20 protein-coding genes are annotated in these 21,770 nt (G+C 61.4%); 12 read left to right on the top strand and 8 right to left on the bottom strand.

Going from position 1 to position 21,770, the window contains the following annotated elements; translation table 11 throughout:
* Positions 1–4: 4 nt before the first annotated feature.
* Positions 5–910 carry a dihydrodipicolinate synthase family protein gene (locus FHX11_RS12235; protein WP_184357895.1) on the bottom strand — a complete coding sequence of 302 codons (906 nt, stop codon included), beginning with the start codon at positions 908–910 and terminating at the stop codon, positions 5–7.
* A gap of 291 nt (positions 911–1,201) precedes the next feature.
* On the opposite strand from FHX11_RS12235, the gene FHX11_RS12240 reads away from it, so the two are divergent.
* The 8 genes from FHX11_RS12240 (at position 1,202) to FHX11_RS12275 (ending at position 9,546) form a co-directional block, all read left to right on the top strand.
* Positions 1,202–2,842 carry an ABC transporter substrate-binding protein gene (locus FHX11_RS12240; protein WP_184357896.1) on the top strand — a complete coding sequence of 547 codons (1,641 nt, stop codon included), beginning with the start codon at positions 1,202–1,204 and terminating at the stop codon, positions 2,840–2,842.
* Positions 2,843–2,888: 46 nt separating this feature from the next.
* Positions 2,889–3,845 (top strand): ABC transporter permease, encoded by a 957-nt coding sequence (locus FHX11_RS12245; RefSeq protein ID WP_184357897.1) that lies wholly within the window; start codon positions 2,889–2,891, stop codon positions 3,843–3,845.
* 3 nt (positions 3,846–3,848) lie between these two features.
* On the top strand, positions 3,849–4,808 hold the full coding sequence (locus tag FHX11_RS12250) for an ABC transporter permease (protein WP_184357898.1): 960 nt from the start codon (positions 3,849–3,851) through the stop codon (positions 4,806–4,808).
* Complete coding sequence (locus tag FHX11_RS12255) at positions 4,805–5,815, top strand: ABC transporter ATP-binding protein (protein WP_184357899.1); 1,011 nt, start codon at positions 4,805–4,807, stop codon at positions 5,813–5,815. The genes FHX11_RS12250 and FHX11_RS12255 overlap by 4 nt, the downstream gene beginning before the upstream one ends.
* Complete coding sequence (locus tag FHX11_RS12260; protein ID WP_184357900.1) at positions 5,815–6,807, top strand: oligopeptide/dipeptide ABC transporter ATP-binding protein; 993 nt, start codon at positions 5,815–5,817, stop codon at positions 6,805–6,807. Before FHX11_RS12255 ends, FHX11_RS12260 begins: the two co-directional genes overlap by 1 nt.
* Positions 6,804–7,865, top strand: a complete 1,062-nt coding sequence (locus FHX11_RS12265; protein ID WP_184357901.1) for a four-carbon acid sugar kinase family protein — start codon at positions 6,804–6,806, stop codon at positions 7,863–7,865. The genes FHX11_RS12260 and FHX11_RS12265 overlap by 4 nt, the downstream gene beginning before the upstream one ends.
* A 25-nt stretch (positions 7,866–7,890) precedes the next feature.
* Positions 7,891–8,655 (top strand): FadR/GntR family transcriptional regulator, encoded by a 765-nt coding sequence (locus FHX11_RS12270; RefSeq protein ID WP_184357902.1) that lies wholly within the window; start codon positions 7,891–7,893, stop codon positions 8,653–8,655.
* A gap of 165 nt (positions 8,656–8,820) precedes the next feature.
* Positions 8,821–9,546, top strand: coding sequence for a GntR family transcriptional regulator (locus FHX11_RS12275; RefSeq protein WP_184357903.1), 726 nt, complete (start codon positions 8,821–8,823; stop codon positions 9,544–9,546).
* A 32-nt stretch (positions 9,547–9,578) separates the two neighbouring features.
* On the opposite strand, the gene FHX11_RS12280 is transcribed toward FHX11_RS12275, so the two are convergent.
* Positions 9,579–10,043 carry a hypothetical protein gene (locus FHX11_RS12280; protein ID WP_184357904.1) on the bottom strand — a complete coding sequence of 155 codons (465 nt, stop codon included), beginning with the start codon at positions 10,041–10,043 and terminating at the stop codon, positions 9,579–9,581.
* A gap of 251 nt (positions 10,044–10,294) precedes the next feature.
* Here FHX11_RS12280 and FHX11_RS12285 point away from each other — a divergent pair, with 251 nt between their 5' ends.
* Together FHX11_RS12285 and FHX11_RS12290 are read left to right on the top strand one after the other, a co-directional pair.
* A complete protein-coding gene (locus FHX11_RS12285) occupies positions 10,295–10,894 on the top strand; it encodes a TetR family transcriptional regulator (RefSeq protein ID WP_184357905.1) in 600 nt (199 codons plus the stop codon).
* Positions 10,895–11,176: 282 nt separating this feature from the next.
* Entirely contained in the window at positions 11,177–12,271 is a 1,095-nt protein-coding gene (locus FHX11_RS12290; protein WP_184357906.1) for a porin, read from the top strand.
* 101 nt (positions 12,272–12,372) lie between these two features.
* On the opposite strand, the gene FHX11_RS12295 is transcribed toward FHX11_RS12290, so the two are convergent.
* A complete protein-coding gene (locus FHX11_RS12295; RefSeq protein WP_184357907.1) occupies positions 12,373–12,876 on the bottom strand; it encodes an Rrf2 family transcriptional regulator in 504 nt (167 codons plus the stop codon).
* Positions 12,877–13,097: 221 nt separating this feature from the next.
* Positions 13,098–14,120: a LacI family DNA-binding transcriptional regulator gene (locus FHX11_RS12300; protein WP_184358203.1), complete on the bottom strand. Its 1,023-nt coding sequence runs from the start codon at positions 14,118–14,120 to the stop codon at positions 13,098–13,100.
* A gap of 94 nt (positions 14,121–14,214) precedes the next feature.
* On the opposite strand from FHX11_RS12300, the gene FHX11_RS12305 reads away from it, so the two are divergent.
* Both FHX11_RS12305 and FHX11_RS12310 read left to right on the top strand, forming a co-directional pair.
* Complete coding sequence (locus tag FHX11_RS12305) at positions 14,215–15,408, top strand: phytanoyl-CoA dioxygenase family protein (RefSeq protein WP_184357908.1); 1,194 nt, start codon at positions 14,215–14,217, stop codon at positions 15,406–15,408.
* Positions 15,409–15,503: 95 nt separating this feature from the next.
* Positions 15,504–16,325 carry an SDR family oxidoreductase gene (locus tag FHX11_RS12310; RefSeq protein ID WP_184357909.1) on the top strand — a complete coding sequence of 274 codons (822 nt, stop codon included), beginning with the start codon at positions 15,504–15,506 and terminating at the stop codon, positions 16,323–16,325.
* Positions 16,326–16,418: 93 nt separating this feature from the next.
* On the opposite strand, the gene lysA is transcribed toward FHX11_RS12310, so the two are convergent.
* The 4 genes from lysA to FHX11_RS12330 all read right to left on the bottom strand — a co-directional run bounded on the left by lysA (position 16,419) and on the right by FHX11_RS12330 (position 21,476).
* Entirely contained in the window at positions 16,419–17,663 is a 1,245-nt protein-coding gene (gene lysA, locus FHX11_RS12315) for a diaminopimelate decarboxylase (protein ID WP_184357910.1), read from the bottom strand.
* A gap of 103 nt (positions 17,664–17,766) precedes the next feature.
* Positions 17,767–18,948, bottom strand: a complete 1,182-nt coding sequence (locus FHX11_RS12320; protein ID WP_184357911.1) for a PLP-dependent transferase — start codon at positions 18,946–18,948, stop codon at positions 17,767–17,769.
* 15 nt (positions 18,949–18,963) lie between these two features.
* Positions 18,964–20,331 (bottom strand): MATE family efflux transporter, encoded by a 1,368-nt coding sequence (locus FHX11_RS12325; protein WP_184357912.1) that lies wholly within the window; start codon positions 20,329–20,331, stop codon positions 18,964–18,966.
* Entirely contained in the window at positions 20,328–21,476 is a 1,149-nt protein-coding gene (locus FHX11_RS12330; RefSeq protein WP_184357913.1) for a GNAT family N-acetyltransferase, read from the bottom strand. Before FHX11_RS12330 ends, FHX11_RS12325 begins: the two co-directional genes overlap by 4 nt.
* Between the last annotated feature and the right edge of the window lie 294 nt (positions 21,477–21,770).

The following is a 21,770-nucleotide window of genomic DNA, read 5'->3' on the forward strand; positions in this document are numbered from 1 at the left end:
TCTCCTATGGCAACTTGGCGTAGGCGTCGGAAAGAGCGGCATGATCCGCATCGCCGACCGGCATCAGCGGCGGGCGTGTTCGCCTCCATGCCGCATTGCCCGTCTTCAACCCGATCATCGCCTTGATCGTCGGTATCTGCACATAGGAATTGGATAGGGTGCGATAGGCATTGATGCGCAATTGCGCCTGCTCCACCTCGCCGCTGTGTGTCGCGTCATGAACCTTGTCGTAGACGGTGCGCAGCGAATCCGCCACCAGATTGGACGTGGCGGTAATGCAGCCGGCGCCGCCGATCTTCAGCAGAGGCAGCAGCAGCGGATCGGCGCCAGCAAGCACGGAAAAGCCGGGATAGGCCTCGACAAGCGCCTGCATGTTGTTGAAATCGCCGGATGATTCCTTGATGCCGACGACGGTGTCAGGAAAAGCTTCGATCAATCGGCCGATCAACGATATGGAAAGCGGGACGCCGGAAACCTGGGGGATATGATAGAGGACGACCCGCAGCCGATGGTCCGCCACCCTTTCAAGCACTTCGGCATAGGCCGCGAACAGGCCGTCGTCGGAGACGCCCTTGTAGTAGAAAGGCGGCAGCATCACCACCTTGGTGACACCGAGCGAGAGCGCGTGCCTGGTCAGTTCCACCGTTTCCGAAATGGCCGACACGCCGGTGCCGGGAAGCAGCCTGTCAGCCGCAATCCCCGCCTCCACAGCGGCTTCGAGAATTGCCCGACGCTCGCTGGAGGAAAAGGAATTCGCCTCGCCCGTCGTGCCGAGGAGCGCGACGCCATGACAGCCTCCATCAAGGAGGCGCCGGCAATGATCGACGAACAGGTTCATATCCGGACTGCCATCGGCATTCAGCGGCGTCGCCGCCGCGCTGAAAACGCCCGCAATCTTGTGATCGGTCATATCCTTCCTCCTCGGATAGAGGCCGCACGACGGTACGAACTCGGTCCGCCCTACCGCTTTTTCTTCACGCCATTGACTATGTTGTCAATATGACAATTTTGATGAGCATCATTGCTGGCCAACAACATAATGAAAAATATCGATAAATTATTTGCCGTCACCGAAGTTGTCGTTTTAGAATTAATTTTTATTGACATATTTACATTATCGAGTGACTGTTTGCCGCCGCCCTGGAGCCCTTCGGGAGAGAGCGAAGGTGGGGCACTGCGGATCTAGTCACGGGAGGAACGGATGGCTGACCGGAATGCTGCGCACAAGACGCAGATGTCGCGTCGCGATGCACTCAAGCTTGGTCTCGCGGCCGGCGTCGGGCTGACGCTGTTCGGGATGAACGCGCGCATCGTGCTCGCCGACGAAGGCCAGGTACTGAAGGTTGCCAATCCCGCTTTCGATCAGGACTGGTCGCCGCTGCGCGGCGGCGGCAGAACCTTCCGCTGGAACTCGTTCTGGTGGGCCTCGCCGATGTATTTCGACAGCGAAGGCAAGATCAAGCCCTACGTCTTCACCAGTTGGGAAACCACCGACAACAAGGTCTGGACCTTCAAGATCGACCCGAAGGCGATCTTCTCCGACGGCAGCAAGATCACCTCCGCCGACATCAAGGGCTCCTGGGAAGTCGCCTCCATGCCGAACACCAAGAGCCAGCGCGCCGATCAGGTGCTCAGCAAGGTTCAGGGTTACAAGGAGATCAGCGGCGGAGCCAGCACCGAATTGGCGGGGGTTGCCACGCCCGACGAGGGCACCGTCATCGTCACGTTGACGGATGTCGATCCGATCTTCTTCATGCGTCTGGCCAACCATATCGCGCCGATCACCAAGGCTTCGCAATCACGCGGCAGCGATGGCGAAGAAATCATCGACTGGTACAAGCCTGAGAACAAGCCCGTCTTCTCCGGCCCCTTCAAACTGACCAGCATCGACATCGATGCCGGCAAGCTGGTGTTCGAGCCGAACGAGAATTTCTTCGGTCCGAAGCCGAAACTGGCGCGCATCGAAATCTCCTCGATCGAGGACAATGTCACCGCGACGTCCCTCATCAAGTCGGGCGAATTCAATGCGCATACCGAACTGATCACCTCGACGATCATCCAGGATCTCGGGCCGGAATTCTCCGCCGGCCCGCTCATCCCGACCAGTCAGCATTTCTGGTTCAACATTTCGCGCGCGCCGATGAACGACCCCAAGGTTCGCCAGGCGCTGATCATGGCGGTCGACCGCGAGGGCCTCTTCAAGGCTTCCTATCCGGACGGGCCGCACAAGAAGACCGACCAGATCCTGAACTCCGTGCCTGGCGCCGAAAATTCCGGTTTCGAGCCCTACCCTTACGATCCGGAAGGAGCCAGGAAGCTATTGGCCGAATCCAGCTATGGCGGCCCAGAGCGCCTGCCGAAGATCCTCTTCGTCGGCATTTCCGCGCCGGCCATCCAGGCGGCGGCGCAGTTCATCGCCGAGCAGTGGCGTCAGAATCTCGGCATCACCGCCGTCGACATGAAGCCGCAGCAGGACTCCTATGCCGGCCCGGACCAGAATTCGGTGCAGATCTTCCGCGACGACGTCGGCACCCGCGTGCCGGACGCCGTCTCCTATCTCGCCGGCTGCATCGCCTCGACCTCGTCGAATGCGCAGAACAAGCTTGGCGGATACAAGAACGACAAGGTCGATGCGGCGCTGACCGAAGCCGCGACCAAGGCGGCTGACGATCCGCAGCGCATCAAGCTCGCGCAGGATGCCCAGAAGATCTTCCGCGACGATTGGGCCTTCATTCCGTGGTACTCTCAGGCCATGTCGCGCTGGGCCACCAAGGAGGTCAAAGGCATGGACAAGAATCTGGATTGGCAGGTCGTGGCGCCCTGGGAGGTTTCCATCGGCTAGGCCGACCTGACGCAACCCCGCGCCGACCAACAACTGGGAGATGACCTTGTTACGCTACGTGCTGGCCCGGTTCGTCATCTGGATTCCGTCCGTCCTCATCGTGATGCTGGCCGTCTATGCGCTGGCCTTCTACGGGGCCGGAGATCCGATCAAGCTGATCTTTCTGCGCGCGCCCGGCGATGTCGCCTACAATCCGCAGCGCATCGAGGCCATTCGCGAGAGTGCCGGGCTGAACAAGCCTTTCATCGTCCAGTTCGGCCTCTACATCTGGAACCTGCTGCACGGCCAGTTCGGCAATTCCCTGACCTCCGGCCGCTCGGTCTGGGCGATGGTCTCGGCCGCGGCCCCCGTCTCCTTCCAGCTTGCGCTCTGTTCCATCATCCTGACGACGATCATCGCCATCCCGCTCGGGATGATCGCCGCCATGAACCAGAACTCACGCGCAGACTATGCGATCCTCGGTTCGGCGCTGTTTCTTTGGGCGATTCCCGCCTATGTGGCCGGCCCGTTGCTGATGGTCGGGCTGATCGTCCTTCTGCCGGGCGTCAAGGTGCCCTACGGCTGGGGCGGCGTTTTCGACCTGCGCATTCTGCTGCCGCTGATCGTGCTCTCCTTTCAGCCGATCGCGCTCATCGTGCGCCAGACGCGCGCCGCCGTGATCGAAATTCTTTCGGAGGATTTCGTCCGCACCGCCCGTGCCAAGGGCGTTCCGGAGATCATCGTCGCGCTGCGCCATATACTGCGGCCGGTCCTGACGCCCATCGTCACGCAGCTTGGGCTCATCATGATCATCATCGTCAACGGCGCGATCTTCGTCGAGCTCGTCTTCGGCCTGCCTGGTCTCGGCCGGCTGACGGTGCAAGCGCTGATCAACTCGGATTATCCCGTCATTCTGGCGATCACGCTCATCGGCTCGTTCCTGGTCATGCTCTCGAACCTTCTGGTCGACGTGCTTTACCCGCTGCTTGATCCGCGCGCCAACGACGCAAGAAGGAGCCGCTGACCCATGTCCGCCGTCCCCCTTTCCCCGATCGTCAGCGAGGAAGAGCAGCCGGTCAGCCTGTGGCGCGACGCCTGGTTTCGCCTGAAGCGCAACAAGCTCGCCCTCTTCGGCCTGTTCGTGGTGGCGCTCCTCGCCTTCGCCGCGATCTTCGGTCCGTATCTGACGCCCTATGACTATCTGAGCCAGAATCTGCAGGCGCGAAATGCGTCCCCTTCCCTGCACAATCTCTTCGGCACCGATGACCTCGGCCGCGACGTTTTCAGCCGCGTCGTCTTCGGCACGCGCACCGCCTTCCTGGTGGCAGTCGTCGTCACCTTCATCGCCTTGCTGATCGGCCTCGTGCTCGGCACTATCGCCGGCTTCTTCGGCAATCCCTTCGACCGCGCCATCATGTGGCTGACGGATATGACCATGTCGGTCCCGAACCTGCTGCTGGTCGTCGTCATCAACGCCTCGCTGAAGTCGCCGATCTCCAAATGGATGGAGGCGCGCTACATGGCGACGCTCAATCCCTTCTATCGCGAAACCATATGGGTCGACTTCATGCTGGTCTTCGGCTCGATGGCGCTGATTTCCTGGCCACCCTATGCGCGGCTTGTCCGCGCCCAGGTCCTGTCGATCCGCGGCCGGCCCTATGTCACGGCGGCCCAGGCGCTCGGCCTTTCCAACTGGATCATCATGAAGCGCTATGTCGTTCCCAATGCGCTCGGGCCGCTGATCGTCTCCGTCAGCGCCGGGCTCGGAACCGCCATGGTGCTGGAAAGCGCCTTCAGCTTCCTCGGCATCGGCGTCAATCCGCCGACGCCGAGCTGGGGCAACATGATTTCCGACGGCCTGCGCGTCTGGCAGCATTATCCCCATCTGCTTGCCGCGCCGGCGGCCGTCCTAGGCCTTGCTTCGATCGCCTTCAGCTTCCTCGGCGACGGCCTCAACGACGCCCTTAATCCGCGAGGCAGCAAATGACCGGCGCGAACGGAACCAATGAACGCCTGCTCGATGTCCGCGGCCTGACCGTCGAAATCGCCGGTCGCAACGGCCCCGCCGTCGTCGTCGACGGCATCGATCTCCATGTCGACAAGGGCGAAACGCTTGGCGTCGTCGGCGAGTCCGGCTGCGGCAAGAGCCTGACGATGCTGAGCCTGATGCGGCTCCTGCCGAACAAGATCAGGGTGACGAAGGGAAGCGCGCATTTCGATGGCCGCGATCTGCAAACCATGTCGAACCGTGAGCTGCGCAAGGTGCGCGGCGGCGATATCGGTTTCGTCTTTCAGGACCCGATGACCTCGCTCAACCCGGTGATGCGGATCGGCGATCAGATCTGCGAACCGCTGGTCTATCATCGCGGAATCGGCAAGGCCGAGGCCCGTGTCCGCGCCATCGAGCTGCTTCGCCTCGTCGGTATCCCCGGCCCGGAGGAGCGTCTGCAATCCTATCCGCATGAGCTGTCCGGCGGCATGCGCCAGCGTGTGATGATCGCGATCGGTCTTGCCTGCAATCCGAAGCTGCTGATCGCCGACGAGCCGACGACGGCACTCGATGTCACGATCCAGGCGCAGATCGTCGATCTGGTGAAGGATCTGCGCGCGCGGCTCGGCATGTCCGTCGTCTGGATCACCCACGATCTGGCGCTGATCGCCGGTCTCGTCGATCGTGTCGCCGTGCTCTACGCCGGCACCGTCGTCGAGGATGCGCCCGTCGACGAGCTCTATGCCCGTCCGAGCCACCCCTATACGCGCGGCCTGCTCGCCTCGATCCCGAAACTGTCGCATGCGCCGGCAACCCGGTTGAGCTCGATCGGCGGAACGCCGCCCGAACCCGGCCGCCGTCCCAAGGGCTGCCCATTTGCGCCGCGCTGTCCCGTTGCGGAGGCCATCTGCCATGAACAGGTGCCGAAGCTGGAGCCGCTGAGCGGAGCTGGAAGCCACCGCATCGCCTGCTTCGTCGTGCAAAAGATGCAGGAGGCTGCATAATGCCTGCTCAGCCCTTGCTCAAGATCGAGAACCTGGTGAAGCATTTCCATGTCAGGCTCGGCGCTTTCGGCGAGCGCGCCGCCACCGTCCATGCCCTCGACAATATCGACCTCAACATCATGGAGGGCGAGACGCTGAGCCTTGTCGGCGAATCCGGCTGCGGCAAGTCGACCACCGGTTTCACCATCCTGAACCTCTACAAGGCGACCAGCGGCAAGGTCCTCTACAAAGGGCGGGATCTGGCGACCCTGACCGAAAAGCAGATGCGCCCCTTCCGCCGCGACCTGCAAATCGTCTTCCAGGACCCCTATTCGACGCTCAATCCGCGCATGACCATCGGCGAGGCGATCGGCGAGCCGATCCTCTTCCACAAGCTTTGCAACAGGGCCGAGCTGAAGGACAGGATCACAACGCTGCTCGGCGACGTCGGCCTGCCGCCGCGCTTCGCGCAGCGCTATCCGCACGAGCTTTCCGGCGGCCAGCGCCAGCGCGTCGTCATCGCCCGCGCGCTCGCCTGCCAGCCGAAATTCATCGTCTGCGACGAGGCGATTTCGGCGCTCGACGTCTCGATCCAGGCGCAGATCATCAATTTGCTGCTCGATCTGCAGGAAAAATACGGCCTGACCTATCTTTTCATCGCCCATGATCTGGCAGTGGTGCGTCACATCAGCACCCGCGTCGGCGTCATGTATCTGGGGCGGCTGGCGGAGCTTGCGTCGCGCGACGCGCTCTTTGGCAATCCGCTGCACCCCTATACGAAAGCGCTGCTGTCGGCGGTTCCCGACACCGATCCGGAGCTGGAGCGCAGCCGCAACCGACAGATCCTGCAGGGCGATGTACCCAGTCCGCTGAACCCGCCGAGTGGCTGCCGCTTCCACACGCGCTGCCCGATTGCAATGGATGTCTGCGGCAAACTCGTTCCAGAATGGAAGGAAGCGGCTCCCGGTCATCTCGTCGCATGCCATGCCGTCGGTAAAGGGGCGCATGTATGAAACCAAGAATTGCGATCATTGCCGACGATCTGACTGGCGCGCTCGACACCGGCACACCCTTCGTCGATGCCGGCCTTTCGGTCATCGTCGCTGTCGATATCGACGCCATGGAAGAGGCGCTCGCGAGCGGCGCGGAAGTGGTCGTGATCAATACCGCTTCACGGGCATTGCCAGAGAATGAGGCGACAGCGCGGATCGGCCTTGCCGCCCTCGCCCTCCTTGCGGCGGCGCCCGATATCGTCCTGAAGAAGATCGATTCCCGGCTCAAAGGGCATGTGGCGGCGGAAAGCACCGCTCTTGCCGCCCATTTCGGCCATCGCAAAATCGTGCTCGCGCCGGCCATTCCCGATCAAGAGCGCTTCACCCGCAACGGCGAAGTCGTCGGCCGCGGCGTCGAGCGTCCCTTGGCGATCGCCGGTCTTTTCCATGGGCGCGAGCAAGATCTCCTTATCGCCGACGCCGAAAGCGACGACGATCTGGATCGGCTGGTGGCGGCACATGACTGGAAAACGGTGCTCGCTGTCGGCGCGCGCGGCATCGGCAGCGCATTTGCGCGACGCATTGGCCGTCCGAATACCGGCCGCAGCGAGTTCATGCCATCCGCCAGGACGCTTCTGGCCTTCGGTTCGCGCGATCCGATCACAGCGGCTCAGATGGCAAAGCTCGAGGCTTCCGGATGCCTGCGCGGAACGATCGACGCACCGATGGGCGCAATGGTGTACAATGGGGACCACGCTCTGCCGCTCCTGCTGCGCTGCAGCGGCGCGATCGTCGATGAAGCGACAGCGGTTGCCGAGCGCTTTGCGAGAGGCGTGAAATCGGTGATAGAGGATACGCATCCCGATATGCTGATGGTCGGCGGCGGAGATACGGCCATCGCCGTTTTCCGCGAGCTCGGCATTCGCGTGTTGAGGCCGAAGGGCGAAATAGAAGCGGGTATTCCATGGTTCGACGTGACGACGGCCGATGGCGGCCGCCTTCGCTGTGCTGTGAAATCGGGAGGCTTTGGGAATTCCGATAGTTTGCTAAGACTGATTCCGCAGAATCAGACGGCATGAGACGATGCCGGCGGGGAGAATGAATTTGGACGACGCAAATGGGGCATCGGCAAATGCACAGGCGGCTTCGGCGGCCAAGCCCGAGCGTGGCAAGGCCGTGAAGCTGGTCGATCGTGTTTTCGACCAGCTCCTGGAGCGCATCCGGTCGGGAAACTATCCGCCGGATTCGCGCCTGCCGGGCGAGCATGAGCTTGCCTCCCTGCTCGGCGTCTCTCGCCCGGTCATCCGCGATGCGCTGGCGCGATTGCGTGACCAGGGCATGGTCTATGCGCGCCAAGGCGCCGGCACTTTCGTCAGCGCCCATGGCTCGCCCACCGCGCAGCTTGCCTACTCTCCGGTCAAGACCATCGCCGACATCCAGCGCTGCTATGAGTTCCGCCTGACCATCGAGCCCGCCGCCGCCTATTTCGCCGCCAAGAGGCGCGATGAGGCGGCTGTCCGGAAAATAGCCGCCGCCCTTGCCGATCTTCGCGAGGCGACCAGCCATCAGCTTCATCGAACCGATGCCGATTTCAATTTCCATCGCGCCGTGACGGAAGCAGCGAACAATCATTACTACACCGCATCCATGGACGCCCTGAAGGCGCATATCGCCGTGGGCATGCATCTGCATGGCCTGTCACTGCTCGGTCCAAGGCAAGGTCTGGAACAGGTGTTTCAGGAGCATGATGCAATTTACAAGGCCATTGCCGAAGGCAAGGCCGAGGAAGCACGCGACCTGATGCAGGCTCATCTTGAGGGCTCCAGGGACCGGCTTTTTGAGGGGCGGGTGCTCGACCTGTCATTCTAACGGCCCAGCGGTTGCCGTCCCATTTTTTTCCTCATTTCCGCAATATGGGCGATCGCGCGCTTCTTTCTCCATATGAGCTTGAAAGCCAATCAGGAATAGATCAAACTTCCACTATCGCCAACCAGACGTTGCCGGAAGTTGCGAGATTCAAGCGGATTGATTGCCATGCCGAAGCCCACAGCCAAACCCTTGAAAGGTCTTGCTGTCACGATTGCGGACCGGATTCGCACCGCGATCGTCGACGCCGAGTTTGAATTCGGCGAAAGCCTGTCCGAAGATACATTGGCGGCCGCCTTCGACGTCAGCCGCACGCCTGTGCGCGAAGCCCTGAACATCCTGCAGATGGAGGGCCTGGTGATGATCGTCCCGAAGTCCGGGACCTATGTCTTCACACCGACGATGGACGACATCGCCGAACTGTGCGACTTTCGGATTTGCCTGGAACAACAAGCCGTTACGCTAACACCAGTCGAAGCGACAGGAAGTACGGTCGTCGAATTAAAGCGGCAGCTGGCAGCGATGGATCAAGCAATCACCACCGGTGACATGCAGCTCTATGGTCGGGCCGACACGGCCTTTCATCTGGCTTTCTTCCAAAATTGCGGCAACAGATATCTCCAGAACGCCTATAGTCGCATCCTCGGCCGGGTCGCGTCCTTGCGCACCCATCTGGCCATCCGTGCAGAGGGGGAGCCGGAGAGATCCTACCGTGACCATGCCGATATGATCATGCTCCTTGCGAACGGAGAACGGGCCTCTCTTCTGGTGATATTGGCGGCGCATATCCTGCGGACCAAGGACAACTACCTCAATGCGTTCCGGCAGCTCTCGGTCAAGGTCGGCACCGGGCGAACCATGCGCCTTCGCCGCCGCTTCGCGCTTACCGATTGACGCATGGAAGATCGGTGACGGCAATGCCGGACCTACCGATAATCTCCCTGCAATCGCCGCGCATTGCCGTTGGGTGTCATGACGGTCCGAACGGCAGGCGCGGCGATGGGAGTCAGCGATGTGCCCTGCCGCTTCTGCAACTCCGGCAGCACCACGGAAAGAGCATTCGCCAGCGCCGAGTGCAGGTTCTTCAGTACCCTGTACCCAGCAGGCGAAAGCTCCACCCGGTCATCGTCCGACACCACGAAGCCGCTATCCAACAGGGACCAGATGGCCTCCTCCAGCACCGTCGGCGCGATACCGGTCGACCGCGAAAGCTGCTCCTCTGAAACAGCCCCGGCATTGGACAGGTGATAAAGGACGTTCAATTCGGCGAAGGTAAACATCTTGTCGTCGAACGTGCTGGCGATCGTCGCCAGCATGATCTTCGCTGCCGATACCGCCGCGGGGTCCAGCCTCAGACCCTCGTCATCGAATATGCGATGCGGTTCATCCATTGCGGCGCCCCCCCTGAAACGAATGCTGCCCGAACTCGTCCGGCAGCGGCCAGCAGGCAGTCATGCCGGCAATGATGAAGCGTACGTCATGGCGCATGGAAAACTCCGCGAGATATGGCCGTCAATATATATACATGCTAGACGTATGTAAATGTTCAACCCGACGCTATCGGACTGGAACCGAGAAAATATAAGCATGCGCGGCCGCTTCGCAGCTGCTATGGAAAGATGACACTGGTTCAAGGGCCCCCATGAGACGCACGAAAGAACAAGCAGCGGAAACGCGCCGACAAATCCTTAGATCGGCAGAGGAAGAGTTTCTTGCAAGGGGCTACGAGAACGCAAAGTTGGAAGATATTGCCGCAGCCGCCGGCGTGACGCGTGGCGCGGTGCACTGGCACTTCAAAAGCAAGCAAGGACTTCTTTTCGCGCTGCGCGATGAATCAAAGCAGGTATTCATCGAATTGGCCGAGCATCTGGCCAAGGAGGATGCCGGCCAACCGCTCGACGCGCTGGGGGATCTTATATGCGGCGAATTTGCAAAGTGGAGCGCTGACCCGCGGCATCGGGGCATGATGCGGGTGATGTTCTATCTCGATTTGACGACGATCTGCACCAAGGAACACGATCCCTTCAGGGAAGCGTTGCTGGGCGCGATCGGTAAGGTGCTCGAATTGGCGGAGCAACGGCATGGCCTTCCCCACCCCTGGACGGTGCAATCCGCCACCTCGGTCATGTACGGTCTCATCGAGGGGCTGCTCATGGGTTGGTGCCGCGAGGACGTCACGTTCGATTTAGCGCAGCATGGAGCGGCCGTCATCCGGGCGCTGCTGGCAAGCTGGAAGCGCTAAGCCGCATGCCGGCGGCAAGGAGCGATGTCATGCCAGACGCCATCCCAACACGCGCAATGAGCGTCGGCGCGATAGTGACATTCTCGCAACATTCTTGACTGCTGTGCTCAACGAGCCGTCATTTTATTGTATCAATCATTGTTGCAGAATCAAAAAGCTGTATATTTAGGGCTGCGGTTAGGGACCGCTACCCGAAAGGGTTTTACGAAACGGGACCGGGATGGGGACGTCGATTTTTCGGCGCGATTACCTGTGCCCAATCGAGACAAGATTGGAGTTATTATGAACATCAAGAGCCTTCTTCTCGGCTCCGCTGCTGCGCTTGCAGCAGTTTCCGGTGCGCACGCGGCTGACGCTGTTGTTGCCGCTGAGCCGGAGCCGCTCGAATACGTCCGCATCTGCGACGCATACGGCGCTGGCTACTTCTTCATTCCAGGCACCGAAACCTGCCTCAAGATCGGTGGCAAGGTCCGTACCGAAGGTCAGTGGTACGATGCCTACAGCCCGACCAACAAGACCGGCACGCTGTGGCACACCCGCGCCGAACTGAATCTCAACACCGCGACCGATACCGAGTACGGCCCGCTGAAGACCGAAACGGTCATTCGTTGGGACTGGCAGGAAGGTAATGCCACATCCACGAAGCTCCTGTTCGCCAACATCAGCCTTGGCGGCTTCCTGGTTGGTAAGGCAGACTCTCAGTTCAACGCCTTCGCCGGTTACGCTGGCGACGTCATCAACGACGACGTTGTCTATGACGGCCCGTATGAACTGAACCAGATCACCTACAACTACGACGCTGGCAATGGCTTCACGGCCGTGATCTCGGTCGAAGACTCCAATTCTTCCGGCAACGGCAATTCCTACGGCTCCGGCTGGTGGACCACGGAAGACGAAGCTAACCACTACGCGCCGGACGCTGTCGCTGGTGTTGGCTACAAGGTTGGTAACTTCGGCTTCAAGGTCGTCGGCGGCTACGACTCGATCGTTGAAGAAGGCGCCATCAAGGCTCGCGTCGACGCCGACTTCGGCACGTTCTCGGCCTTCTTGATGGGCGGCTGGAACACGGACGGCGACAAGCTCAACAAGTATGCCGGCACGAACCTCGATCGTTCTGCTTGCCCGGTTGACGACGAGTCGAAGTGCGGCTGGGGTGATTGGGCCGTCTGGGGCGGCGTAGCCGTTCCGATCAACGAAAAGCTGAAGTGGAACCTGCAGCTCGCCTACACCGACTCGAAGATCTTCGCAGCGACCACGAACGTCAAGTTCAACCCGGTCAAGAACCTGCTGATCCAGCCGGAAGTTTCCTACACCAACTGGGATTCGGTCAACGAAGATCAGTGGGCTGGTATCCTCCGCTTCGAGCGTAACTTCTAATCCAGCGGATTAGTTTCTGATCCGATTGACCTCCGATCAGCAAACGGGGATTGGTCCGGTTTTCCCTGCCGGACCTTTCCTTGCCTTGACGAAGGGAAATTTCAGTTCTGTAGCGTTTCGAGCTTTTCGGCCGCTGCGCCCTGTGGGCAACTCTCGGGATTGCCCGCTTGCAGCTCTTGTTGCTGCAACTCCTGCAACTGATGAAGCATATCCGCGATGGTCACCTGGCTCAGCGCCGCCTCGACGGCGGCTTCGGCCTGGCGTTCCACGCAATCGAACAATGTCGGAATATGCTTGCTGACGGGACATTCGCACCGCACGTCGCCGCGCGCAGCCCAGAGCTTCTTGTCGGAAATGACCGTGCTATAGATATCGTGAAGACTGATTTCACTGGCTCGCCGGCCAAGACGGATACCGCCGTTCTTGCCGATCGACGAAATCAATATTCCGCTCTGGCTCAGCGGCGCCAGCAGTTTACGAACGAAACTGGGATTGGCTCCGAGACCAGCGGCCAAATCAAAACTCGTGCACCGCGAGCCATCCTGGTTGCGCACGGCCACGGTCAATACAATCTGAAATGCCGTCGGAAACCGCGTATCGATCATGAATTCCCTATAGCTCAGCTTAACACAACAATCCAGTGCTGCAGCATAGCGACTCAATCGCGGCCAAAAGAAGAATGAAAACCCCGCCCGAAGGCATGACATGAAGCAGTAGACGCCGCGACCTAGTCTATAATCTTCTTCTCAAGAGGGGGTGAAAGCCGGCGGTTGGCGCGCTTCTTTCGTTCAGGCATTGGCTCGAATGAGACTATCTGCATAACGTGTCAGAGCGTAGGCGGCATATTGTAAGGGGTAATAATCTCCACCGCCGACGACACCGCCGAGGCGATATGACCCTTCATCTGGCCGCTCATGATGGCGCGAAATGCGGAGCGGGCATCGGTTCGCAGATCATGATGCAGCACGAACCCGATCTTGCCCGCACCCAGCAGGGCACGATTGTCGGCATCGAGATCATGCGCGACAAAAATCCGGATCGGCCTTCCCGCCTCTTCGAAGGCGGCGCAGACCGCCCGATTGCCGCCGCCGATGGAATAGACCGCATTGATCGTCGCATCCGCTGCGATCGCACGGGCCGCAAGTGTTCCCGTCGCCGCATCCGTGCCGTGCCCTTCACTGATTTCGGCAATGCTCAGTTGACGATAGCGTTCTCGCAAGAGGCGGCGAAAGCCGATCTCCCTTTCCTCCTCGCCACGAAAACGGCCGCTCGACAGGGTCACCAGCACTTTCCCGGCGGCGCCATCCAAATGCGTACCGATCAGGTAGGCCGCCGTTTCGCCGGCGGCGCGATTGTCGGCGCCGGCATAAGCGGCACGGAGAGAGTTCGGCAGATCCGTCACCAAGGTGACCACCGTGATGCCGGCCTTCGCCACCCGCTCGACGGCAGCGACGATCTCGGGAATATCCGGTGCTTTCAAAACGATGCCATGCGTGCCCCGCAGCCGGATGCGGTCGAGCAATTGCACGAGTTCCGCCGGCCTCATCACTTCGGCGAAATGAAAGCGGCAGCGAAAAACCGTCGGCAGGCAGGTTGCCACCTCCGCTTCGAAGGCGGCCCGGACGGCATCGGAAAACCGCTCCGGCGCCTCCATGACGATATCGATCGCCAGCGTCCGCCCGCCGACGGCGATGCCTGCCTGCTGCTTTTCCAGTTCGGCGATCGCCGCCTTGACCCGCAACTCGGTCTGCCGGCGCACGCCCGGCCGACCGTTCAGCACCCGGTCGACGGTGGCGGTGCTCAACCCCGCCTGAAAGGCGATATCCTTGACGAGAAACGGATGTGACATGGCGCTCATTTTGATGGTTTTTTGATGGATTCGTGATCTATAACACAGTCGCACCTTGCGTATAGTGCCTTCATCAGCGATGGAGGAACACCTGATGAAAACCGACAATCCACAAAAGTTGCGCGCCGACCGCGTCTGGCTGACCGAGGACGCCTGCGACCTCGACGATTTCCGTGCCCTGGCTGAAAAAGCCACAGTGCTGGCAGACTATCCAACCACCGATCGCGTCGAGAAGAACATCCTGATCTACGATAGCCGCAAGGTGCTGTCAGCCATTGCCGATCCTCAAGGGCGCCGCGCCGTGCTTGCCGAAATCTGCGAGGCTTTCGGCGAAGGGCCGGGCGTCGTCGTCTTCAAGCACGCCTATGACGATCTCTCCGTGATCGATCGTGCCAGCGCCATCTTCGGCGACATCATCGAGGAGCAGCACCGCACCGCCACCGGCGGCGGCGACCATTTCGCCAAGCCCGGCGCCAATGACCGCATCTGGAATTCATTGGAGAAGCATTGCCTTGCCGATCCGGAGAATTTCGCCCGATATTACGGCAACGCCATTGTCGCCATCGCCAGCGAAGCCTGGCTCGGACCGAGCTACCAGATGACGGCGCAGGTCAATCGCGTCAATCCCGGCGGCGCGGCCCAATCCGCCCATCGCGACTATCATCTCGGTTTCCAGACCTCGAAAGTCATCGAGCGGTTTCCGGCCCATGTCCACAGGCTCTCGCCGGTGCTGACGCTGCAAGGCGCGGTTGCCCATTGCGACATGCCGCTCGAAAGCGGGCCGACGCTGTTTTTGCCGCACAGCCAGACCTACGTGCCCGGTTATCTCGCCCTGAAGCGCCAGGAATTCCGCGATTATTTCGATCGCAACCATGTTCAGCTTCCGCTCGAAAAGGGTGATGTCGTCTTCTTCAATCCCGCCCTTTTCCACGCGGCCGGCACCAACCGCTCGGCCGATATCAAGCGCGTGGCAAACCTGCTGCAGGTTTCCTCCGCTTTCGGCCGCGCCATGGAAACGGTCAATCGCGAACGCATGAGCGCCCGCCTGTTCCCGGCACTGAAGACGTTGAGATCGGCAGCCAAGCTCTCCGAGGCGGAGGTATCGAACGCCGTCGCCGCCTGCGCCGAGGGCTATTCCTTCCCCACCAATCTCGACCGCGACCCGCCCGTCGGCGGTCTTGCCCCGAAGACGCAGGCACAGTTGATGCACGAGGCGCTGCAGGACAATTGGAGCGATGAGGCGTTCACCAAGGCGCTCGCTGAGCAGGCCGAAAAGAAGCTGACCTAGCGGCGACCGGCGACACCTCTTGCTTATTCAACCAGGCCTCTCGCATTGCGAGGGGCTTTCCGCATACCCATCGAACCATTTCCGGGAGGAACCCTATGAGCACGGACCACAGCCGCCTCGACGGCAAGATCGCCATCGTCACCGGCGGCACGCAGGGACTGGGCGCCATCATCGCCCGCCTGTTCGCCGAGCGCGGCGCCAAAGGCATCGTCATCTGCGGCCGCAACGAGGCGAAGGGCAAGGCCAAGGCGGATGAAATCGCCGCGGCGACGGGCGCGAAGGTCGTCTACGTCAAGGCCGATCTCGGCAATGTCGAGGATGCCCGCAATGTCGTCCATGCCTGCGACCGGACCTTCGGCCGTGTCGACGCGCTGGCGAATGCCGCGGCGATCACCGATCGCGGCACCATCCTCGACACCAGCCCGGAACTCTTCGACACGATGTTCGCCGTCAATGTCCGCGCACCGTTCTTCCTGATGCAGGAGACCGTCAAGATCATGCGGCGCGAGGCGATCGAAGGCACGATCGTCAATATCGGCTCGATGTCCGCCAAGGCGGGCCAGCCCTTCATCGCCGCCTATTGCGCCTCCAAGGGCGCGCTGGAAACATTGACGAAGAACACGGCCTATTCGCTCCTGCGCAACCGCATCCGCGTCAATGGCCTCAATATTGGCTGGATGGCCTCCGAAGGCGAGGACCGGATTCAAAGGGAATATCACGACGCGCCATCCGACTGGCTGGAAAAGGCAGCGGCGAGCCAGCCCTTCGGCCGTCTCGTCGATCCGCAGGAGGTGGCGCGCGCCTGCGCCTATCTCTCATCGGCCGAATCCGGCCTGATGACCGGCTCCGTCATCTGCTTTGATCAATCGATCTGGGGCGCCTATGACGGATCACCGCATCCGGCCGCACCGCTCTGACAAGCTGGAAATCGCGGCGGTTTTCCACACCGGAAGGACTCCCGGAGCCATCCGAGCCCGTATAGCGCGGCCTCGGCAACTCGGATCGACCGTCTAGAGATCCTCGAGCTCGAGCAGCTCGTCCAATGTCTGGCGCCGGCGGATCAGCCGGTGCTTTCCCTGGTCCAGAAGCACTTCAGGAGCATAAAGCCGGCTATTGTAGTTCGACGACATGGTCGCGCCATAGGCGCCGGTCCCGTGAAAGACGAGATAATCGCCGACATGCGTTTCGGGCAGATCCCGGCGCTCCACCGTGCCAAATTCCGTCTGCGTGAAGACGTCTCCGGATTCACACAAGGGGCCGGCAACGACGGTCGGCAGCGTGGCCGTGGACCGTTCGCGCGGTTCCGCATTGGGAATGACGGATATATGGTGATAGCTGCCATACATGGCGGGTCTGGCAAGATCGCTGAAACCGGCATCGACCAGCGTGAACCTGTTGCTGCCCATGATCTTGACCGCACGTACCTCCGCCAGGAGCACGCCGGAATCGGCCGTCAGGAAACGTCCGGGCTCGATCTCCAGCCGGACCGGGTGCCCGACATGCGCCTCGACCTGCCGGCGCGCCTCGTCCCACAGCGAGAAATAGTGAGCGGGATCGATCTCCTCCTCCCCTTGCTTATAGGGCACGGAAAGCCCGCCGCCGGCGGAAATCGCTTCAAGATCGATATCGAGATCGCGGCAGAAGCCGACCATCGCGCCGCAAACGCGCTGCAGATGCCCATAATCGACGCCCGAGCCGATATGCATGTGCAGGCCGACGAGCGTCAGGGAGTGCTCGCGCACGGCCGCGACCGCCTCGTGCAGCTGTTCGAACCAGATGCCGTGCTTGCTGTTTTCGCCGCCGGTATTGGTCTTGTTGCTGTGGCCATGGCCGAAGCCGGGGTTGACGCGCAGCCAGACCCGGTGCCCCGGCGAGCGCGGACCGAGCTGATGCAGCATGTCGATCGAGCCAATATTGACCTCGATGCCGTCGGCCACAACACGATCAAGGGTCGGACGATCGAAGACATCCGCGGTGAAAACGATCTCGGCCGCGCCGTCAGCGCCATGGGCGGCAAAGCCCGCGCGCACGGCCCGCTCGATCTCGCCGAGGCTGACGGCATCGACGTGGACGCCCTGGTTGCGCATCTCCCGCAGGATATGAATGTTCGAACAGGCCTTCTGGGCAAAGCGGATGACATCGAAAGCGGATAACTGCGCAACGCGGCGGCGGATGGCTTCGGCATCATAGACCCATAGCGGCGTACCATATTCGGCGGCGAGCGTGGTCAGGGTATCGTTGGAAGGGATGGTCATTGTCTCTCGGTCGGTTTGGAGGATGCGGCGCGACAGTAATACGGGCGGAATGCAGTTGCCACTCCGCCCGTCTCGCATTTTTTTGTCAAAGCTTCGGAAAGCTTTACTTCGCAGCGGCAGCCAATGCCTGCTCCAGATCGGCGATGACGTTCTTGGCATCGTGAAGACCGACATTCAGGCGGATCGTCCGCTCGCTGACGCCGAAGCGCGCAAAGACATTCGTCTCCGGCGAAATGCTCAGAGCGGCCTTGGCCGGCACGACGAGGCTTTCCGGCCCGCCCCAGCTGACGCCGATCCGCACGAGCCGCAGGGCGTCGACGAAAGTGGCGACATCGATATTCTCGGCCACCTCGAAGGAGAAGAGCCCGCCAAACCCGCTGAAGGTCTTCTTGCCGGCATGGTCCGCAAAAGCCGGATGCATGACATTCCCCACCGCGCTGGAGGATTTCAGCCAGTTGGCCACCTCAAGGCCCGCTTCATGATGATGGCGTATGCGGAACGGCAGGGTTTCGAGATTGCGCAGCACGAGCCAGGCTTCGAATGGCGCGAGTTTGGCCCCGGTATAGGGATAGATCTCGCTGTTGATCTTGGCGATCAGCTCGCGCGATCCGGCAACGAGGCCGGCAACCGTATCGCTCTGGCCGCCCAGATATTTCGATGCCGCATGGATCACCAGATCGATGCCGACGGCAAGCGGGTTCTGGTAGAGCGGCGTCGCCCAGGAATTATCGACGATGGTGATGACCCCATGGCGGCGGGCCGCCTCGGCGATGGCGGTCAGATCCTGCAGCTCGAACACCATCGAGGTCGGATTTTCCAGATAGGCGAGCTTGGCGCCGGGCAACGCCGCCAGCATCGCCTCGGTGTCGGTGCCGTCGACATAATCGACAATGACGCCGAAGCGTTTCAGCACCTTCTCGAAGAAGCGGAAGGCGTCGCTATAGACATGCCGGACGGTGACGATCCGGTCGCCGGGTCCGACGAAGGCAAGCACGGACGCGGCGATGGCGCCCATGCCGCTCGCAAAGGCGCGGGCTTCCTCGGCCCCTTCCATCTCGGCGATCCGGCGCTCCAGCAGCATCACCGTCGGATTGTCGCCGCGTGAATAGATCGGCTTCTTCGAGCGGCCGGCAAAGACGTCCTCAAGCTCCTTGTAGCTGTCGAACAGGAACAGCGACGTCTGGTAGATCGGCGGTACGGCCGCATCGAACGGATCGTCCCGTACAGGCAGGAGCTGTTCCGGGATGGCTCTTTGATAGGCATCAAACCTGGGGGTCTCGTTCATGGCGTTCCTCGTTTTTCAGGGATTGAGTGTCGGTTGGCCGACCAGTCGGCCTGGGCTTGTCGGAAGGATGGCCAGCCATTCGCGCCGGGCAACGACGAGGCCGATCATGGCGGCGAGAATCGCGGCCGCCGCCGGGGCAAGGGCTACGCCGGCAAAACCCATCCAGAGCGGCAGCAGCAGCAGGAACGGGATCAGCACGTAGCCCTGCGGTGCGAGCCCAACCAGGGCGGAAAGACCCGCCCTGCCCCGCGACTGCAGCATGACCAGCAGAACCGACTGGAACGCCGCCAGCGGAAAGATCGGAAACAGCGCCCGCAGGCAATCGGCCGCCTGGGCGGCTACTGCTGGACTATCGGTGAACAGACGGGCGATGGGTTCGGCCGCAAGGAACAGCAGCACGGCGTAAAGCGTCGCAACCGGGATCGTCACCGCCAGCATCAGGCGCACGATGGCCTTGACGCGGGTGTGATCGCCGGCCCCAAAGGCATGACTGACGACGCTTTGCGCGCCGAGGCAGAAGCCGAAGACGGGAAGCTGGCCGAGGGTCATGAGGCGGATGGCGATCGCGGTGGCGGCAACGCCGGCGTCGCCGCCATGAACGGCCGCCTCGCGCAGAAAGGCAACGAAACCGAGGCCGGTAACGATGCTGGTTGCGGCCGCGGGAACACCGATCCGCGCAATCGGCCGCAGCAGCCCGACATGCAGCAATTGCGCCCTAACCCTGACCATGCCCCAGCCGCGCAGGAAATAGACGGCATAGCAGACAAGAGCGGCGACAGCCGAAAGGATCGTCGCGAAAGCGGCTCCCGCCTCGCGGAAATCGAAGAGGAAGATGAAGACCGGATCGAGAATGGCGTTGAGCGCGAAGCTCGAAATCAGCACGATCATCGAGAAGCGCGAATTTCCCTCGGCGATCGCGATGAAATCGCAGACCGTCTGCAGCAGCCCGAGCGTGACGCCGATCGCCACCAGCCGCCCATAGGTGAGACCGGGAGCGAGTAGCTCGTCACCGGCACCCAATACGCCGACGAAACTGGGTAGCCCGAGATAGATGAGCACCGACAGGACGATACCGATCGGCACCGTTGCCGCCAATGCCGTCACCGCCACCGAGGAGGCTCCGCTCACATCGCCCTCGCCGAGACGCCGCGCCAGCAGCGTGGCAAGCCCGATGCCCAGCCCCTGGCCGGTTGCCGCAACCAGCAGGAACAAGGGCATGACCAGGCTGATGCCGGCCAGCACCTCCGGCCCGAGCGCACCCAGAAAAATCGCGTTGACGGCATGATGGCCGGCGCTTGCCGCCAATCCGGCCACCGCCGGCAGCGCGACCGTCAGAACGAGCCGCATCAGACGCGGATCGTTCATATCGACGGCAGCTTTCATCGTGCCGCTTCCCGGATGAGCGAGCCGAGCGCCGGCAAGCCGTCTTCCCCGGTCAGGCCGGAAAGATCGGGCGACAGCAGCCGGTCCATGAAGAACCGCTCGCGCAGGAGCATCACCAGCAAGGCCTTCTTGTGCGGGAACTGGATGTGCTTAACCTTGGCGAAACCGGATCGGTCGAGATTGCGGATCTGCTGGTGATGATGGTGGATCGGCTCGCCGACGATGCGGCGCGTGCGCGGATCGGCCAGGAACATGTAATGCATCAGCGACGGCAGCCAGGCGCTGACGAAGGCCTTGCCACGGAAGGCATCCTCGCCGATCGCCACATGCCAGCCGCGATCATGGCCATCCGCCTCGTAATGCGGGCCGATGCGGTCCTCCTTGGCCCAGTAGAGTTCGAAATAGCCGAAGGGTACGCCGCCGAAGGTCCCGATCAGCGGCAACGTGCGGGGATCGGCCAGCCGGCTGGCGATGAAATCGCGATGATAGGAAAGCTCGCCATTGTCCTCCCAGATCGCCGCCACGCGCGGATCGTTCATCCAGCGGTGAAAATGCGGAAGATCCGCCTCGATATCGGCGACATGAAAGCCAAGCGGCGTGTTCAGCCAGGGAATGAACCGGTTATAGACAGAGCCGACCGGCTTCGGCGGCCGCCGGGGATGCAGGACGCCATTCGTCAGGACCGGTGTGTCGGGATAGACGGCGGGATTGCCTCCCAGCCAAGGCTTCGCCTGCTGGAAGAAGGCTTCCGGACGCACGACAAGGCGCTCGTCGCAACGCTCGACCGCACCCGATGCCGGCAAGCGTCCCAAAACAACCTCATCTCCAATGGCAAGCTCGACATGGCCCGGCTCCGGATTGCAGGCCAGGACTGCATCCAGCACGGCATTGACGATGTCCTCGGCAGCAAGCTCCGTGGTCTGCGACACTGTGTCGAATGTCAGCCGCGGGTTCAAAGCGCCTGAAAAACGCCCTGAAGCAACCTCGCGCCCCTGATGCTTGACGCGGAAACCATCGGGCACCGGCAGAACCACGACCGGCAGGCCGAGCGCGAGCGCATGGCTGGCAAAGCCCTCGGGCGGCAGGCGCGGCCCCAATGATCGGCCAGCCGCGGTTTCACGCGGTGTTGCAACAAAAGCATCCATTTTCAGTCTCCAAATCCTGGCTCGTGCCAGCCAGCGCCCGCAAGATCGGGCGCAGCGTTGATCCCGCAGAGACGAATGGCGGAAGCTGGAATTCAAAATATTTCTCAAATTTATTTTTCAAATTTTTTCTGAATTTCGGATCTTCCCGTTCGTCTTACAGCCGCATCGAATTTAGAAACGAAAACATCCAATACAAAACTGAATAATCATAAGTATTATTAATATAAATACTTATGAACACTCACCATGCGCGAAATTATAAATGACATGATTTCGCGATTTCGATTGCTGCTT

The organism is Rhizobium sp. BK602 (assembly GCF_014195095.1).
Lineage (GTDB): Bacteria > Pseudomonadota > Alphaproteobacteria > Rhizobiales > Rhizobiaceae > Rhizobium.

Coding starts and splice junctions, on each gene's coding strand:
- FHX11_RS12235 (WP_184357895.1), bottom strand. CDS start 910: ATGACCGATCACAAGATTGCGGGCGTTTTCAGCGCGGCGGCGACGCCG.
- FHX11_RS12240 (WP_184357896.1), top strand. CDS start 1,202: ATGGCTGACCGGAATGCTGCGCACAAGACGCAGATGTCGCGTCGCGAT.
- FHX11_RS12250 (WP_184357898.1), top strand. CDS start 3,849: ATGTCCGCCGTCCCCCTTTCCCCGATCGTCAGCGAGGAAGAGCAGCCG.
- FHX11_RS12255 (WP_184357899.1), top strand. CDS start 4,805: ATGACCGGCGCGAACGGAACCAATGAACGCCTGCTCGATGTCCGCGGC.
- FHX11_RS12260 (WP_184357900.1), top strand. CDS start 5,815: ATGCCTGCTCAGCCCTTGCTCAAGATCGAGAACCTGGTGAAGCATTTC.
- FHX11_RS12265 (WP_184357901.1), top strand. CDS start 6,804: ATGAAACCAAGAATTGCGATCATTGCCGACGATCTGACTGGCGCGCTC.
- FHX11_RS12275 (WP_184357903.1), top strand. CDS start 8,821: ATGCCGAAGCCCACAGCCAAACCCTTGAAAGGTCTTGCTGTCACGATT.
- FHX11_RS12280 (WP_184357904.1), bottom strand. CDS start 10,043: ATGGATGAACCGCATCGCATATTCGATGACGAGGGTCTGAGGCTGGAC.
- FHX11_RS12285 (WP_184357905.1), top strand. CDS start 10,295: ATGAGACGCACGAAAGAACAAGCAGCGGAAACGCGCCGACAAATCCTT.
- FHX11_RS12290 (WP_184357906.1), top strand. CDS start 11,177: ATGAACATCAAGAGCCTTCTTCTCGGCTCCGCTGCTGCGCTTGCAGCA.
- FHX11_RS12295 (WP_184357907.1), bottom strand. CDS start 12,876: ATGATCGATACGCGGTTTCCGACGGCATTTCAGATTGTATTGACCGTG.
- FHX11_RS12300 (WP_184358203.1), bottom strand. CDS start 14,120: ATGTCACATCCGTTTCTCGTCAAGGATATCGCCTTTCAGGCGGGGTTG.
- FHX11_RS12305 (WP_184357908.1), top strand. CDS start 14,215: ATGAAAACCGACAATCCACAAAAGTTGCGCGCCGACCGCGTCTGGCTG.
- FHX11_RS12310 (WP_184357909.1), top strand. CDS start 15,504: ATGAGCACGGACCACAGCCGCCTCGACGGCAAGATCGCCATCGTCACC.
- lysA (WP_184357910.1), bottom strand. CDS start 17,663: ATGACCATCCCTTCCAACGATACCCTGACCACGCTCGCCGCCGAATAT.
- FHX11_RS12320 (WP_184357911.1), bottom strand. CDS start 18,948: ATGAACGAGACCCCCAGGTTTGATGCCTATCAAAGAGCCATCCCGGAA.
- FHX11_RS12325 (WP_184357912.1), bottom strand. CDS start 20,331: ATGAAAGCTGCCGTCGATATGAACGATCCGCGTCTGATGCGGCTCGTT.
- FHX11_RS12330 (WP_184357913.1), bottom strand. CDS start 21,476: ATGGATGCTTTTGTTGCAACACCGCGTGAAACCGCGGCTGGCCGATCA.